The sequence below is a fragment of the Pseudoalteromonas sp. CST2 genome, assembly GCF_028599385.1.
GTDB classification, from domain to species: Bacteria; Pseudomonadota; Gammaproteobacteria; order Enterobacterales; family Alteromonadaceae; genus Pseudoalteromonas; species Pseudoalteromonas atlantica.
Genome location: NZ_JAQREO010000015.1, coordinates 24,080 through 38,842, shown reverse-complemented (window position 1 = coordinate 38,842; position 14,763 = coordinate 24,080). Strand labels below are relative to the sequence as shown.

Here is a 14,763-nt window from a genome sequence, read left to right as displayed (position 1 = left end):
ACGATTATGCTAAAAAAGTGGTTACCAAATTGGCTCAGCGGCTTAATTGTAGGCTGCGTGATTTTTTCAAATGTAATCATTTTTGGCACCTTAGTATTAATGCTAGGGTTAATAAAGCTTGCCCTGCCTTTTTCTATAATTAACACCATACTGCATAGCGTGTACCGAGGCTGGTGTAACGGCAATCGGTTTGGCTTGTGGCTGGGTTGTGCCAACATAAAAGTAAACATAAACGGCGATGTAAATTCAAAAAGTTGGTACTTACTAATTTGTAACCACATGAGCTGGTTAGATATTGTGGTACTTAGCTCAATTAATGTATTACCAGCACCAAAGTTTTTTTTAAAAGACGAATTAAAGTATGTGCCATTTATTGGCTCTGGTGCATGGGCTATGGGCATGCCTTTTATGAAGCGCGTAACTAAAGCGCAGCTTGCTAAAAACCCCAAGCTTAAAGGGCTAGATGTTGAGCGTACCAAGCAAAGCTGTCGTAATTTTAGGAATAATCCCACCACCATAATTAATTTTGTTGAAGGCACCCGCTACACGCACGCAAAGCATGCAAGCCAGCAAAGCCCGTTTAAACATTTACTCAAGCCCAAAGCGGGCGGGATTGCCTTTGCACTTGAGGTACTTGGCGAGCAATTTGACGCCATGCTAAATACCAGTGTGGTGTACAGCGGCAGCACAAGCCATGTTTGTCGTAATATTTTAAAGGGCGAGCTTGATTCAATTTATGTTTCTATTGACGTGGTTGCTATAAACCAGCAAATGTTAGGTAGTTACCAACACGACAAAGCATTTAGAAGCCACTTTCAAAAGTACGTTAATGAGCTATGGGTTGCTAAAGACGCGCAACTTGCCAGCATTTATGCCCAACACGATTTACCTGAGCCACCCATTTGTAAGGAAATAGAAACACTATGACCAATACCCACCTGCAGGAGCTAATCGCTCCTTGGTTTGAAAAAGTACCCGACGCAGATTTTTTAAGTGCAATTACTGCAGCCTCTATTGGTGTGTTTTCGTTGTTAGTAGTGTATTTATTTACACGCCGATTAATGCTGCCAGGCATTCAAAAAGTGGTGACTAAGTTATCTCCAGAGCGCATAGGGTTACTTTCTCCGTTGCTCACAAAACTTAATAAGCGCATAGCCGGTATGCTATGTAGCGTGCTTTTTTTAGCAACCTTCGACAGCGTTTACCCTGTTAATGAGCTCAGTGCCGAAATACTAAAAACCATTGGCCAAGGTATATTAATCATTCATGTAGGCTTTATTTTTAGCAGCATTGTAAGCATTGCCGGCGCTATTTATAACCAGCTAGATTTTGCCCGCGAAGTGCCAATTCAGGGCTTATTACAAGTTGTTAAGCTGATCACCTTTATTGTGTGTGCAATTTTAATAGTCAGCATTGTGCTTGAAAAATCGCCTACCTATATTTTGTCGGGTTTTGGTGCGATAGCCGCTGTTACTTTATTGGTTTTTAAAGACACTATTTTAGGCTTTGTAGCCAGTATTCAAATTGCGGCAAACCGATTAGTTACTTACGGCGATTGGATTCAAGTAGAAAACTACGGCGCCGACGGTGAAGTAATAGACTTAGGGCTAAACACCGTAAAAGTGCGTAACTGGGATAACACCATTACGACTATTCCTACTTATATGCTGGTAGCCGGGTCGTTTAAAAACTGGCGAGGAATGCAAGAGTCTGGCGGCCGACGTATTAAGCGCTCGCTTAATATTGATATGCACAGCATATGCTTAGTAAGTGACGAATTTAGAAAACAAATAGATGCAGCTATACCACTGCACGAATATATACGTGTTGCCTCGTTGCCTGATCCGGTCTCTAACTTAGGCTTGTTTCGCCGCTACGCCGAGGGCTATTTAAAGCAGCATAACAGAATAAATACCTCACTTACGCTTATGGTGCGTGAGCTACAACCAATGAACCACGGATTACCAATTGAGTTTTATTGCTTTAGTGAAGACAAACGCTGGATATCTTACGAGCATTTACAAGCCGAAATTATGGATCACTTATTGGCAGTGTTGCCAGTATTTGGCCTTAGAGCGTATCAAAGTGTTAGCGGGCAATTAAGCCCGCCTAATGCACAGCAAACCGATAAGCCGACCTTTAAAGTAATGGCAAATAGTGCTGAACAAGGCCCACACTAATAAATAAAGCTAATAGCCACCAAATAGGTGGCTTTTTCATTCTTAGCCATGCAAAAGCAGCAATAACCAGTGCAACCTGCCATAGGTTGTGAACGGCCGATGTCCAAATAGGTGAGTACAAAGCCGCCGCTAAAAAGCCAACTACGGCAGCGTTAAGCGCCGCAATAGAGCTTGCAAAGCGAGGTTTACTTGCCAGGTTTAACCAGCTTTTTTGAAACGCCAGCATTAATAAAAAACCCGGTGTAAAAATAAGTAGGGTTGCAGCTATGGCCCCTATTAAGGGTTGCTCTGAAGTAAGTTGCGCGCCTAAGTAAGTGGCTATTGTAAACATGGGGCCAGGGATAGCTTGAGCACTGGCATACGCACTTAAAAATTGATCGTTACTTAGCGCTGGTACGCCAGCTTGCAATACAGGCAATACCACATGCCCGCCTCCAAACACCATAGCGCCCGCTTGGTAAAAAGGAGCAAACAAAGCAAGGTCATCACCTAAAGGTATAAAGCTAACAGCGAGTAGTAATACAAATAAGCCTAAAGGGAGCCACCTAAACGCGCTTTTAGTATCTGCTTTAGGCTCAGTATGGGTGTTGAGTTGTAACAGAGGCCAAATTGCGCCTATAGCAGCGGCACTCACTAAAATAGCTATTTGCGTGCCAAGTAAAGGAAATAGTAATAAAGCCAAGGTACTCATTACTGCGATAAGCTTGAGCGCAGCGCTGGTACAAAAGCTTTTTGCCATAGTGAGTGTTGCATCGGCCACAATAACAACCGCAAACAATTTTAAGCCTGCAATAATAGCAAAGTAAACAGCATCAAACTGATGCGCGCTTACCGCTAGTAACAACATGATTAAAAAAGACGGTAAGGTAAAAGCGATAAATGCGGTAATGCCACCAATAACCCCCGCCCGCTCCACACCAATTGCAAAGCCCACTTGACTTGAACCTGGCCCGGGCAGCGCTTGGCTTAAACTAATAAGCTGCGCGTAGCGGGTATCGCTTAACCAGTTTAATGTGTCTACAAAGTGGCGTTTAAAATAGCCTAAATGGGCAGCAGGGCCACCAAAACTCATGCAGCCAAGTAAAAAAAACTGTCTAAAAATAGCGACTAACATTGAGCTTATATCCTTTTTTAAAGTTCATTAAATTGTCACAAAGGAGTATGACACTTTTATTAAATGCATACATTAATTCGTAATCTACAAATAATACCAATCCACTTAATTAAGTGGATTGGCATAAAGCGAACTGCTTTTAACATGCTCTTCATAGTTTGTTCATACATGTATTTGCATACTCGCTTTATAATTCTTAATGAATAGGACATCACATGACTTTAACTAAATCACTTTTAAGCGTAACCGTAGTAGCTGTATTACTAAGTGGTTGCGAAATGAACAACACCGGCAAGGGCGCCGCAATTGGTGCAGCCGCAGGTGGCGTATTAGGTAAAGCAACGGGTAATCATAAAGACAAGCGCATCTTTATTGGTGCTGCTATTGGCGCACTAGCTGGTGCTGCTGTAGGTGATTACATGGATAAGCAAGAAGAAGCGTTTCGTGATGAGCTAGCAGGCTCAGGGGTTGAAGTTGTACGTGAGGGCGATAACTTACGTTTAGTTATGCCATCTAATATTACCTTTGCGACAGACCAATCTTATATTTCATCAGGTTTTAACGATACTCTAAACGCCATTGCTAAAGTAATGAACAAATACGAAAAAACCTACCTAAGCGTGGAAGGTCACACAGATAGCACAGGTAAAGACAGCTACAATATGAACCTATCGCGTGAGCGCGCGCAAAGCGTTAAAAATTACTTAGTGAACCAGCAAATTATGGCTGCACGTATTAGCACTACAGGCTACGGCGAAACCCGCCCAATAGCCACTAACGATAGCGCAAATGGCCGAGCTCAAAACCGCCGTGTAGAAATTCAAATAGTGCCAAACACAGAAGGTTAGTTTTTGTTGAACTGCAATTCACAAAGACGCTGATACAAAGGGGAGCTTGCTAGCAATTGCTGGTGGCTCCCTGTTGCTTTTATTTCTCCATTTTCCATTACTACAATCACATCGGCATGTTTAACCGTTGCCAGCCTATGGGCAATAATTAACGTTGTTCTATTTTGCATTAAATGCTCAAGCGCGGCTTGTACGTGGTGCTCACTTTGCGCATCGAGTGCACTGGTGGCTTCATCTAAAAGCAGTATTTCTGGGTCTTTTAAAATAGCGCGTGCCAATACAATACGCTGCTTTTGCCCACCCGATAGCCTTACGCCTTGCTCACCTAAAAAGCTGTTATAACCTTGCGGTAATTGCTTAATAAATTCATCGGCATGAGCATGTTTTGCGGCCGCATATACTTGCTCGTCAGTGGCGTTTGGGTTGCCGTAACGAATGTTATGCATTACATCTGAGCTAAATAAAATAGGGTTTTGTGCCACCATGCCCATTTTGTCCCTCAGGGTGGTAAGCGATATGTCTTTAATATTTACATCATGAAACTTAATTGCGCCGTGAGCAGGGTCGTAAAAGCGCTGTAGTAATTCAAATAACGTCGTTTTACCTGCGCCAGAGGGGCCTACAATAGCCACTGTTTTACCTTGCTCTATAGTTAAACTTATTTTGTTAAGTGCGCTTACATCGGGGCGAGATGGGTAATTAAAGCTAATGTTTTCAAGTGCAATGGCGGGGCTGTCAGTCTTTATTAATAGCTTTTCGTCTTGTGGAGTGACAGGGTTTTCTATTTCACTTTTAACGGCCAGTAATTCAAGTAGGCGCGCTGCCGCCCCAGCTGCTCGTTGTAGCTCGCCGTAAACCTCTGCCACGGTAGCCACCGACATGGCCACCATAATGGCGTAAAACACAAATGCACCTAGCTCGCCACCTGTCATGGTGCCTGCCAGTACGTCACTACCGCCTACCCAGAGCATTACGCTAATCGCACTAAAGGTTAAAAATATCACTGCAGCAATTAAAAAAGAGCGTTGTTTAATACGGCTTTTGGCAACGTTAAAGGCTTTTTCGGTTTCAAGTGCAAAGGCGTGTTGCTCACGCTGTTCGTGGCTATAGCTTTGTACTACCTTAATATTTTGAATGATCTCGCCGGCATAGGTGCTTATATCGGCTATTGCATCTTGGCTAGAACTTGCAAGTTTGCGAACCTTTTTGCCAAATACCATCATCGGCACTAATACTAGCGGCACACACGCAACCACTACGAGCGTAAGCTTTAAGTTAGTCACTAACAGCATTACCAAGCCACCCACTAACATTAATGCACTGCGCAGCGCCATAGAAAAGGAAGAGCCAATAATCGATTGCAGCAAGGTGGTGTCGGTTGTTAAACGCGACATAAGCTCTCCACTGCGGTTTTCTTCAAAGTAACTTGGGTGCAAGGTAACAATGCGATTAAACACCGCTTTGCGAATATCATTACTGACTCGTTCGCCAATCCACGACATTAAATAAAAGCGGCTAAAGGTGCCCACGGCCAATAAACTAATTAAACCAATAAGCACTAATACAGCTTGTTGTAGCTGCGCTTGGGAGCCAGCAATAAAGCCATGATCTATGACAAACTTAACCCCTTGCCCTAATGATAAGTTAACACCAGCGGTGACTAAAAGGGCGCCAAGTGCGGCCACTACCATCCATTTATACGGTTTAATAAACGCAAAAATAGGTAATAAACTACTAAAAGCGGCTTTTTCGGGCTTAGGGCTTGTTTTTGACATAGTGGATTCTTTTTAAAGGTTAAGGTATAGATATGGCACTAAGATAATAAAAATCAATACTTTTAAACATTAGCATCAATAAGGAAACGTTATGACTACTGCAACTGTAAGTGGAGAATTTAATGTAAATTTGGCCCCAATAGAAGGCTACGCAAGCGGCCAAAACGGCGTTAATTTAGGGCGTATGTCGATAGATAAAACATTTAAAGGCAGCTTAAATGCCACCAGTCAAGGCGAAATGCTAAGTGCCATGACTCCTACACAAGGCAGTGCCGGTTATGTTGCCATAGAGCAAGTAATAGGCGAGCTTGAAGGTAAAAAAGGCAGCTTTGTATTACAGCATTTTGGTACTATGGATAAAGGCCAAGACAGCCTAATTTTAAATGTAATTCCCGATTCAGGCACTCATGAGCTAGAAGGGTTAACGGGCAGTATGAAAATACGTATTGAGCAAGGGATTCACTACTACGATTTTGAATACACCTTATAATACCAATCCGCAATATTACTTAATCATTTTGCGGGCCTAAACGTGTCGCTACCTGCGTTAAAAAATTCTAATTTAGAACAACTAAATAGCGAATTTTTTGCCTAGCTATCAACACGTTTTTCCGTCCTCAAAAAAGATCACTTAAATAAGCGAATTGGTATAAGATACACAAGGATTAAAATGCAAAAAGTAATCGAATTTAGAAAGACCCGTTTTTTGGGTGGCGTAGATATAGCCGCATTGAATGACCGCATACAGGAATTAAATCAAGATGGCTGGAAAGTAATAAACGCAGTGCCATTGACAGGTTTTTATGGCCAAGTGCACGGTTATACATTACTTATTGAAACTGACGAGCTTTAAATGACATTTACAGTATGGTTAAGCCTAGCGGCTATTTGTATGATGGGGGCAATGTCGCCAGGGCCAAGTTTAGCGGTGGTTTTAAAGCACTCACTTAACGGCAGTATGAAAAACGGAATGCTTGCTGCGCTCAGCCATGGTACCGGTGTGGGGTTATACGCAGGTGCATCGTTATTAGGGCTAGGCGCTTTAATGATGCAGTTTCCGACTGTTTATCAAATACTGGTGTATTTAGGCGCAGCCTATTTGGCGTATTTAGGTATAAAAATATTGCTAGCAAAACCGAGCAATAACGAACTTGAAGTACAAAAAAGTGAAGTAAGTGCTGGCCAAGCTTTACAAGATGGCTTTGCTATTGCCTTTTTGAACCCCAAGCTCGCTATTTTCTTTTTAGCCTTGTTCTCGCAGTTTATTGACCCTCAGCTACTTACTTTAAGTGTGGGTATAATTATGTGTTTAACCGTGTTTGTAATTGATACCGGCTGGTATTTGCTGGTGGCGTTGCTGACAGAGGTTTCAAAAAATCGCTTTGGCTTTACCAAGCAAAGTCCGTGGCTTGATAAAATACTGGGAGTCGTATTTATTGCCCTTGCGATAAAAGTGGTGCTAAGTCTTTAAATCGCGTTCCCGATGCAGGGGCGCGTGCCTATATGCCCCTGCAGCCTAACCCTCATGCCCTGCATACGTATTCATCACATTAATTTTACCTTTTAGTTACAATTTGTTGGTTGTGTTTTAAACAACACAGCAACACCTGACAACAATAACTCAAAGGTTCACACACATGGACAAGTTTAAACTAAGTGCACTTATGCTGGCTTTATTTGCCGCTAATAGTGCATTGGCTGCAAACGAAGACTCAACAAATCAATCACCCAGCACACAAGCTGAAGATTTAGAAATTATTGAAGTGCGAGGCTTTAGTCGCAGTTTAATTCAATCTTTAAATCATAAGCGTTTTAGCGATACGGTGTCAGAACAAATTTCTGCCGATGATTTAGGGGCACTGCCTGATATTTCAATGGCCGATGCACTTACACGATTACCTGGTATTTCAGCGGTGCGAACGGGTGGGCAAGCGGCGCAAATTAATATACGCGGGCTGTCGGGCGGGTTTGTATTTTCAACACTTAATGGCCGCGAGCAAGTATCTACAAGTGGCAGCCGCAGTATTGAGTTTGACCAATATCCGTCAGAATTAATTAGCTCTGCGGCGGTATACAAATCGCCAAAGGCATCGCTTATTGAAGGTGGCGTGGCCGGTACGGTAGAGCTTGAAACCGCCAGCCCACTTAATAATGATCAAACGCATAAATTTGTAGCTAATGTGCGCGGTATGTATAACGACCGCGCCTCAGAGGTATCGGATGCCACTGAATTTGGCGACCGAATTAGTTTTTCGTATCAAGGCAAATACCTAGACGACACATTAGGCGTAGCGCTGGGCTATGCGCGTTTGTTTCAGCCAAGTGTAGCAACGCAGTTTATTGGCCTTGCGTACAACGACACAAAAGACGTTGATGGCGCAGCTAACGACACCAATGGCCCTTTAGCTAATCCAGAAAACGAATACATTAGCGAAGGCTTTGAACTACAGCATTTAGGCGGCGAAGAAACCCGTAATGGTTACTTAGCAGCTATAGAGTGGGCGCCGGTAGATAACTTTAAATTAAAAGGTGATGCGTTTTTATCGCGCTTTGATAAAGAGTCATTTGCCCGCGGTCTGAGGGTTAAATTAGGCGGGCCAACAGCTGCATATGCTAACGCTCAGCTTGATGGTAATGCCGTAATAGGCGCAGCGGTTAACCGCACTTCGCAAAGTTATACCCGCGTTGAAATAGTGAACGACGACAACCAAGATTTTGACGAAGTAGACAGCTTTGGCGTGAATGCCGATTGGCAGGTAACCGATAGACTAAACGTAAATGCCGATGTGTCGCTTTCTCGCGCAAAAAGTAATTTTAGAAATGGCTTGCTGTGGAGCTTAGTAGCAGAAGATGCCAATGCAGAAACGCCAGTATTTGATAACAACGTAGCAATTAACTATCAATTAAATGGCTTAAATTTACCTGACGTTGGGTTTAATCAGGCGGCCGCCTTTAGTGATATAGACCGTGTAATGGTCAGTAAATACGGAATTTACCCAGATCAAACAGAAGATGAAGTAACGGCATTTAGGCTCGACTTTAAATACGAGCTAGAAAGCGACATATTTAGCTCAGTAGAGTTTGGTGCGCGCTACTCAGATAGAGAATACAGCCGTAAACGCTCGGTATTTGAGTACGGTAATGACGGGGCGTTTTCAGCAACGCAACCCCCTTTGCGTTTAACCGATGATATGGCGTCAGTGGTTGACTGGCAGGGCGAGTTTAGTTACTTCCCGTCGTATTTAGCCATTGATTTAGACAAAGCACTTAACGCATGGTTTCCAGATGGCACGCCAAAACCCGTTCAAACATGGGGCAACGCCGATGGTGTAGACGACGCGCAAGGTTATACAACGAACTATTCGTGGTCAGTGCTGCAAAGCGGCTCGGTGTTTGAAGATGTGCTAGCCGCGTACGTTATGGTAAACATTAACACGCAAATTGCCGGCCTTGACCTATCAGGTAATGTGGGTGTGCGCCGTATCGAAACCGACCAATCAGCAACCGTACTTGAAAATGTAGCGGGCGATGCTCGCTTAGGTGCGCAAAATATTGTTGATGAGAACGGCATTGTAAATAATTTATACGCACCTAATGTATTAGGCACTAAATACACCGACTACTTACCATCATTAAATTTAAACCTGCAACTTAACGACAATTCACTTGTACGCTTTGCTGCGGCTAAAGTAATGTCGCGTGCGCCAATTAACCGCTTAGCGGGCGATGCCAGCGCAAACGTAAGTGATGATGGTGTTATTAACGGTTCAAGTAATAACAACCCATTTTTAAAACCCTTCTATGCTGACCAGTACGACTTATCTTACGAATATTATTTTGAAGAAGGTAACGGCACTGTCGCTGCGGCGTTATTTTATAAAAATATAGACTCGTTTGTTGAAATCTTATCAATCGAAAACTTCGACTTTAAAGGCAATGGCTTTAATGTCCCTGACTTTATAGAAGACCCTGTCAGTAGCGAGCAAGTTGCCACAACTAACGGTATTTACACCACGGCAGTTAATAACGGTGAAGGTGGCTACATTAGAGGGCTAGAGCTTGCGTATACGCAAGTGTTTACCTTTTTACCTTCGCCATTTAATGGCTTAGGCGCTAACGCAAGTTACTCATACACCGAAAGTGAAATTGAATCGATTACCAGTTTAGGGGGCGATACATTAGCGCAATCTTTACCTGGGCTCTCTAATAACGTGCTTAATGCCACGGTGTTTTACTCAATGGATGATTTTGAAACCCGCCTTAATGTGCGTTACCGCGATGAATTTGTATCGGAGCAGGTTGCCATTAACGAGCAAGTAGTTAATTTTGATGCCGAAACCGTAGTCGACTTTCAAACCTCTTATCGCTTTAGCGACTCGCTAACAATGCTTTTGCAAGTTAATAACTTAACCGATGAACCAACCCAAAGTTACTTTGGCTCAGAGCAACGAACAGGGACGACTCAGTACTTTGGTCGTCAGTTCTACCTTGGTTTTACATACAGTCATTAATTAGCAAACGGAGCGTTTAAAAATGAAAATTATAACAATGTCTAAATATTTGCTAATAGCCTTAGGGTTAATGATATTAGCAGGATGTGGTGGGACAGATGAAGTTGAGTCGGGGCAGCAGCTTTTAACCTGTAATGTGCCACAAGTACCAAACGAAGCAGGCTCGCAATGTGTGGACCCTGAGCCTATAACGTGTGCAGCGCCTACTGTACCGGATGATAAAAACGAAAGCTGTGTAGTGGGCGCCGACCCAACATTGCCTGATCCTATTGTATTTGCTGGTGAAGGTGAGGCAGTTTTATTTTATAACCGTTTAGCCGACGATAACTACGAAGGTTACCGATTACATTCGTGGAATAACGATGTGTGTGATGCTTACGCACCTCCGTTTGACACGAGCGATTGGGCTAACGGCCATGAATACGATGGGATTGACCCAAACTACGGTGCCTACTGGATAATTGACCTCAAAGAAGGTTATAACGAGTGTGCTAACTTTATTGTGCACATTGGCACAGAAGGATCGGGTAAAGCGTTTGGTGATGTTGATTTAACCATGCCGCTTATGCAAGACGATGAAAAGTTTCAGCGTATGAACTTTACCATTCATGGTGAGCCTTCGGTGTTTGAATACCCTATTTTAAGCTTGGGCGAACGTCCGGTGGCGATAGATGGTGCATCAGCACATTGGATTGATTTAAATACAGTATTGTATAAGCCAAGTAATGAGCTTACACAAATCATTAAGTTACATTCTTCAGCAGCCGCTGACTTGGTGGTTGATTTAGACACTGGGCTAAATGGTGAAACCGTTGAGCTGACTGCAAGTGAGTTAACTGATGAGCAAGCGGCAAAAGTACTGCATTTAACCACTTGGAACGCATACGAAGGAAGTTGGGATACAAACACGGCTAAAGCGCTTATAAAATCGCAGCTTGTTATTGCCGGTTACGATAGTGAAGGTAAGCTGCTAGAAGCAAGCTATGTGCAAACCGCTAAAGCACTCGATGCCCTTTACACACAAGGCGAAGACGACGCTAACGAAGCTGTACTTGGCGTAACTTATGGCAATAACGCGATTGATGTAACTGTGTGGGCACCCACTGCTAATAACATGGTGCTAAACGTGTTTGATGATGCAAAAACACAAGTGCACTCTATACCAATGACATTAAATACACAGACAGGTATTTGGCAAGCAAGTTTAGATATGCAATACGACCGCCACTACTACCGCTTTAATTTTGATGTTTACCACCCACTGACTCAGCAAATAGAGTCGCTTTGGAGTACAGACCCTTACTCACTCAATGTATCTACCAATGGTTTATACAGCCAGCTGATTAATTTAGCCGATGATGACACTAAACCAGAAGGCTGGGATGAGCGTATCGTGCCTACTATTACTAACCCAGAAGATGCGGTTATTTATGAAGGTCATGTACGTGATTTTAGTGTGCGTGATCAGTCAGTAAGCGAAGCAAACCGCGGTAAATACCTTGCATTCACTGAGCTTGAAAGCGTGCCAATGCAGCACCTTAAGCAATTAGCAGATAAAGGCTTAACACACTTTCATTTACTGCCAGTGACTGATATTGGCACTATTGAAGAGGATGCCTCGCAGCGTGTGGAAATTACAGACACCTTAGGTAAATTATGTGAGCGTATTAACGATGAAGCTGATGCATGTAAAATCGAAGATAAAAACAGCACGATTGTCGATATTATGCAAAGTTACCTCCCTGGCTCAGACGATGCACAAGCATTAGCCAGTGCGATGCGTGATTTAGACGGCTTTAACTGGGGTTACGATCCGCATTACTTTATAGCGCCTGAAGGCTCGTATGCCTCAAGTCCAGAGGGCATTGCCCGCGTTAAAGAAACCCGCGCCATGGTGCAATCATTGCAAGAAGTAGGACTTCGTGTTGTACTGGATGTGGTTTATAACCACACAACATCATCGGGTATTTGGGATAAGTCGGTATTTGACAAGCTAGTACCGGGTTATTACCACCGTTATAACGAAGTAAGTGGTGAAATAGAGCGCTCAACGTGTTGTGAAAATACAGCTACAGAGCATGTAATGATGGATAAGTTTGTTACTGATTCATTGGTTATTTTAGCGCGTGAATTTGGCTACGACAGTTTTAGATTTGATGTAATGGGGCATATGCCTAAATCATCAATATTAGCTGCGCGTGAAGCCGTGCAAGCAGTTGACCCAGATAACTATTTTTACGGTGAAGGCTGGGATTTTGGTGAAGTAGCTAACAATCGTTTATTCACACAAGCTAAACAGGCTGATATGGCAGGCTCAGAGGTGGGTACATTTAACGACCGTATTCGTGAAGCCGTGCGTGGTGGTGCAATGTTTAGCAATAACCCGACAGATGGCAACCTAGCCGAACAAGACACGTTACGGTTATCGCTGGCGGGCAACTTACAAAATTACATTCTTAAAGACTTTAAAGGTAATTCATCTAAAGGTAATAGCTTTACTTGGAATACTCAGCCAACGGCGTATGCACTAGACCCTGCCGATAGCATTCATTACGTATCAAAACACGATAACGAAACACTGTGGGATCAGTTGCAATACAAACATGCATCAAGCATGAGTATTGAGCAACGTGTGCGCGCGCACAACATGGCATTATCTATTCCACTTATGAGCCAAGGCATTCCTTTTATGCAATTAGGCGCTGATTTACTGCGTTCTAAGTCAATGGATCGTGATAGCTATAATGCCGGTGATTGGTTTAATGCTGTTGATTTAACCAAAGAGAATAATAACTGGAACATTGGTTTACCAAACGCAGAGAAGAACCAAGAAAAATGGTCTGAAATTATGCCTATCTCTGCTAATCCAGATGCAGAGGCAATGCCGCAAGACATAGCTTATGCAGGTGATGTATTTAACGAGTTTTTACAAATACGTAGCAGCAGCCCACTATTTAGATTAACCACAGAGCAAGATGTCATTGAGCGAGTGGGTTTTCATAACGTAGGTAAAGCGCAGCAACATGGCTTAATTGTAATGAGCATTGATGATGGCGAAGGACTCACAGACTTAGACCCAGCATTTGACGCGCTTGTAGTGATGATTAACGCAACCGAGCAAACCCTTAGCCATACTATTGCCACTGCAGCGGGTTTTGAATTACACGACGTATTAAAAAACAGTGTTGATGCAAGCATGGCCAGCGCCAATTTTGCCCAAGGCGATAACGAAGGCACATTTACTGTACCGCCTTACACATTAGCTGTTTTTACTAAAAACCAAGGTGAGAGCCAAGGTGTTGGTTTAAGTGCAAATGCAACCGTAGGCGCGCCTGATGTAGTACCTTATGGCAGCACCGCTGTGTTTGTGCGCGGAACTTTAAACGACTGGGGCACACGCGATGCATTTGAATATATTGGCGAGGGAGAATACCGTATAGCAATTGCACTAAGCGCTGGCGATTACGAATTTAAAATTGCCTCAGAAGATTGGTCTACGGTTGATTTTGGTGCGCTTACTGACGCTGATAAAGATGTAGTTGAAAATCAAAGTGAGCCATTAACGCGCTCAGGTGCAAACATGACCTTTAGCGCTGCTATTGATGCAACCTATGTATTTTCGCTTGATGCTTCAAACCCTGAAAATCCAACGCTTACTTTATACAACGAAGAGCCATTTGTAGGCACCGCTATTTATGTGCGCGGTACGCTTAATGATTGGGGAGTAACCGATGAGCTAAGTTATAAAGGTAAAGGCATTTACACCTTTACTAAAACACTGAGCGCTGCAAGCTATGAATTTAAAATCGCATCAGAAGACTGGAGCACGGTTGATTATGGCTCGGCTGAGGGTGATGCCAGTGTAATGGTTGGCACCGCTGAGCAGTTGTCGGTTGCGGGCGCGAATATGACCATAGACATTGCCGAGCAAGGTGAATACCAGTTTATATTTGACGCCAGTGATTTAAATAACGTATCGCTAAAAGTGCTCAACGGCGAAATGTTTGCACAAACACCGGTATTTATTCGCGGCAGCTTAAATGACTGGAGTACTGATAACCCGCTTATGTACGAGGGTGATGCAATTTACTCTGCTTCTATTGAATTAGAGGTGGGTGACTACGAATTTAAAGTAGCGTCTGAAGATTGGAGCACAGTGGATTACGGTGGAGCAGGCGATACGCCGGTAGTGGTAATTAATGAACTAACACCACTTGAAGCGGTAGGCGCCAATATAGCACTGAATATTACCGAACAAGGTACCTACACGTTTAATGTAATAGGCCCAGATAGAGAAAATGTAAGCATACTTATCAACAAGCAGTAGCAGTTATA

10 protein-coding genes are annotated in these 14,763 nt (G+C 43.2%); 8 read left to right on the top strand and 2 right to left on the bottom strand.

Features of this window, described 5'->3' with window-relative positions; translation table 11 throughout:
- Positions 1 to 6 precede the first annotated feature (6 nt).
- Both PSH41_RS16500 and PSH41_RS16495 read left to right on the top strand, forming a co-directional pair.
- Positions 7 to 927, top strand: coding sequence for an acetyltransferase (locus tag PSH41_RS16500; protein ID WP_273589532.1), 921 nt, complete (start codon positions 7 to 9; stop codon positions 925 to 927).
- Positions 924 to 2,180, top strand: coding sequence for a mechanosensitive ion channel family protein (locus tag PSH41_RS16495; protein WP_029773670.1), 1,257 nt, complete (start codon positions 924 to 926; stop codon positions 2,178 to 2,180). Before PSH41_RS16500 ends, PSH41_RS16495 begins: the two co-directional genes overlap by 4 nt.
- Here the strand turns inward: PSH41_RS16495 and chrA are convergent.
- Positions 2,140 to 3,294 carry a chromate efflux transporter gene (chrA, locus tag PSH41_RS16490; protein ID WP_273589531.1) on the bottom strand — a complete coding sequence of 385 codons (1,155 nt, stop codon included), beginning with the start codon at positions 3,292 to 3,294 and terminating at the stop codon, positions 2,140 to 2,142. The genes PSH41_RS16495 and chrA overlap by 41 nt on opposite strands.
- Positions 3,295 to 3,509: 215 nt before the next feature.
- Here chrA and PSH41_RS16485 point away from each other — a divergent pair, with 215 nt between their 5' ends.
- Positions 3,510 to 4,142, top strand: coding sequence for an OmpA family protein (locus tag PSH41_RS16485; protein ID WP_004587548.1), 633 nt, complete (start codon positions 3,510 to 3,512; stop codon positions 4,140 to 4,142).
- On the opposite strand, the gene PSH41_RS16480 is transcribed toward PSH41_RS16485, so the two are convergent.
- Complete coding sequence (locus PSH41_RS16480) at positions 4,139 to 5,917, bottom strand: ABC transporter transmembrane domain-containing protein (RefSeq protein WP_273589530.1); 1,779 nt, start codon at positions 5,915 to 5,917, stop codon at positions 4,139 to 4,141. The genes PSH41_RS16485 and PSH41_RS16480 overlap by 4 nt on opposite strands.
- A gap of 91 nt (positions 5,918 to 6,008) precedes the next feature.
- Here PSH41_RS16480 and PSH41_RS16475 point away from each other — a divergent pair, with 91 nt between their 5' ends.
- From PSH41_RS16475 to pulA, 5 genes are all read left to right on the top strand, one after another.
- Positions 6,009 to 6,407 (top strand): DUF3224 domain-containing protein, encoded by a 399-nt coding sequence (locus PSH41_RS16475; RefSeq protein WP_004587550.1) that lies wholly within the window; start codon positions 6,009 to 6,011, stop codon positions 6,405 to 6,407.
- A gap of 180 nt (positions 6,408 to 6,587) precedes the next feature.
- Complete coding sequence (locus tag PSH41_RS16470) at positions 6,588 to 6,770, top strand: hypothetical protein (protein WP_126008475.1); 183 nt, start codon at positions 6,588 to 6,590, stop codon at positions 6,768 to 6,770.
- Positions 6,771 to 7,388, top strand: a complete 618-nt coding sequence (locus PSH41_RS16465) for a LysE family translocator (protein WP_004589230.1) — start codon at positions 6,771 to 6,773, stop codon at positions 7,386 to 7,388.
- A gap of 166 nt (positions 7,389 to 7,554) precedes the next feature.
- Entirely contained in the window at positions 7,555 to 10,428 is a 2,874-nt protein-coding gene (locus tag PSH41_RS16460) for a TonB-dependent receptor (protein ID WP_273589529.1), read from the top strand.
- A 22-nt stretch (positions 10,429 to 10,450) separates the two neighbouring features.
- Positions 10,451 to 14,755 (top strand): pullulanase-type alpha-1,6-glucosidase, encoded by a 4,305-nt coding sequence (pulA, locus tag PSH41_RS16455; RefSeq protein ID WP_273589528.1) that lies wholly within the window; start codon positions 10,451 to 10,453, stop codon positions 14,753 to 14,755.
- Positions 14,756 to 14,763 lie beyond the last annotated feature (8 nt).

What these genes read in the sequence shown, in the direction of transcription:
- PSH41_RS16460 (WP_273589529.1), top strand. Translation starts at nt 7,555, where the DNA reads ATGGACAAGTTTAAACTAAGTGCACTTATGCTGGCTTTATTTGCCGCT.
- pulA (WP_273589528.1), top strand. Translation starts at nt 10,451, where the DNA reads ATGAAAATTATAACAATGTCTAAATATTTGCTAATAGCCTTAGGGTTA.
- PSH41_RS16475 (WP_004587550.1), top strand. Translation starts at nt 6,009, where the DNA reads ATGACTACTGCAACTGTAAGTGGAGAATTTAATGTAAATTTGGCCCCA.
- PSH41_RS16500 (WP_273589532.1), top strand. Translation starts at nt 7, where the DNA reads ATGCTAAAAAAGTGGTTACCAAATTGGCTCAGCGGCTTAATTGTAGGC.
- PSH41_RS16465 (WP_004589230.1), top strand. Translation starts at nt 6,771, where the DNA reads ATGACATTTACAGTATGGTTAAGCCTAGCGGCTATTTGTATGATGGGG.
- PSH41_RS16480 (WP_273589530.1), bottom strand. Translation starts at nt 5,917, where the DNA reads ATGTCAAAAACAAGCCCTAAGCCCGAAAAAGCCGCTTTTAGTAGTTTA.
- PSH41_RS16485 (WP_004587548.1), top strand. Translation starts at nt 3,510, where the DNA reads ATGACTTTAACTAAATCACTTTTAAGCGTAACCGTAGTAGCTGTATTA.
- chrA (WP_273589531.1), bottom strand. Translation starts at nt 3,294, where the DNA reads ATGTTAGTCGCTATTTTTAGACAGTTTTTTTTACTTGGCTGCATGAGT.
- PSH41_RS16495 (WP_029773670.1), top strand. Translation starts at nt 924, where the DNA reads ATGACCAATACCCACCTGCAGGAGCTAATCGCTCCTTGGTTTGAAAAA.
- PSH41_RS16470 (WP_126008475.1), top strand. Translation starts at nt 6,588, where the DNA reads ATGCAAAAAGTAATCGAATTTAGAAAGACCCGTTTTTTGGGTGGCGTA.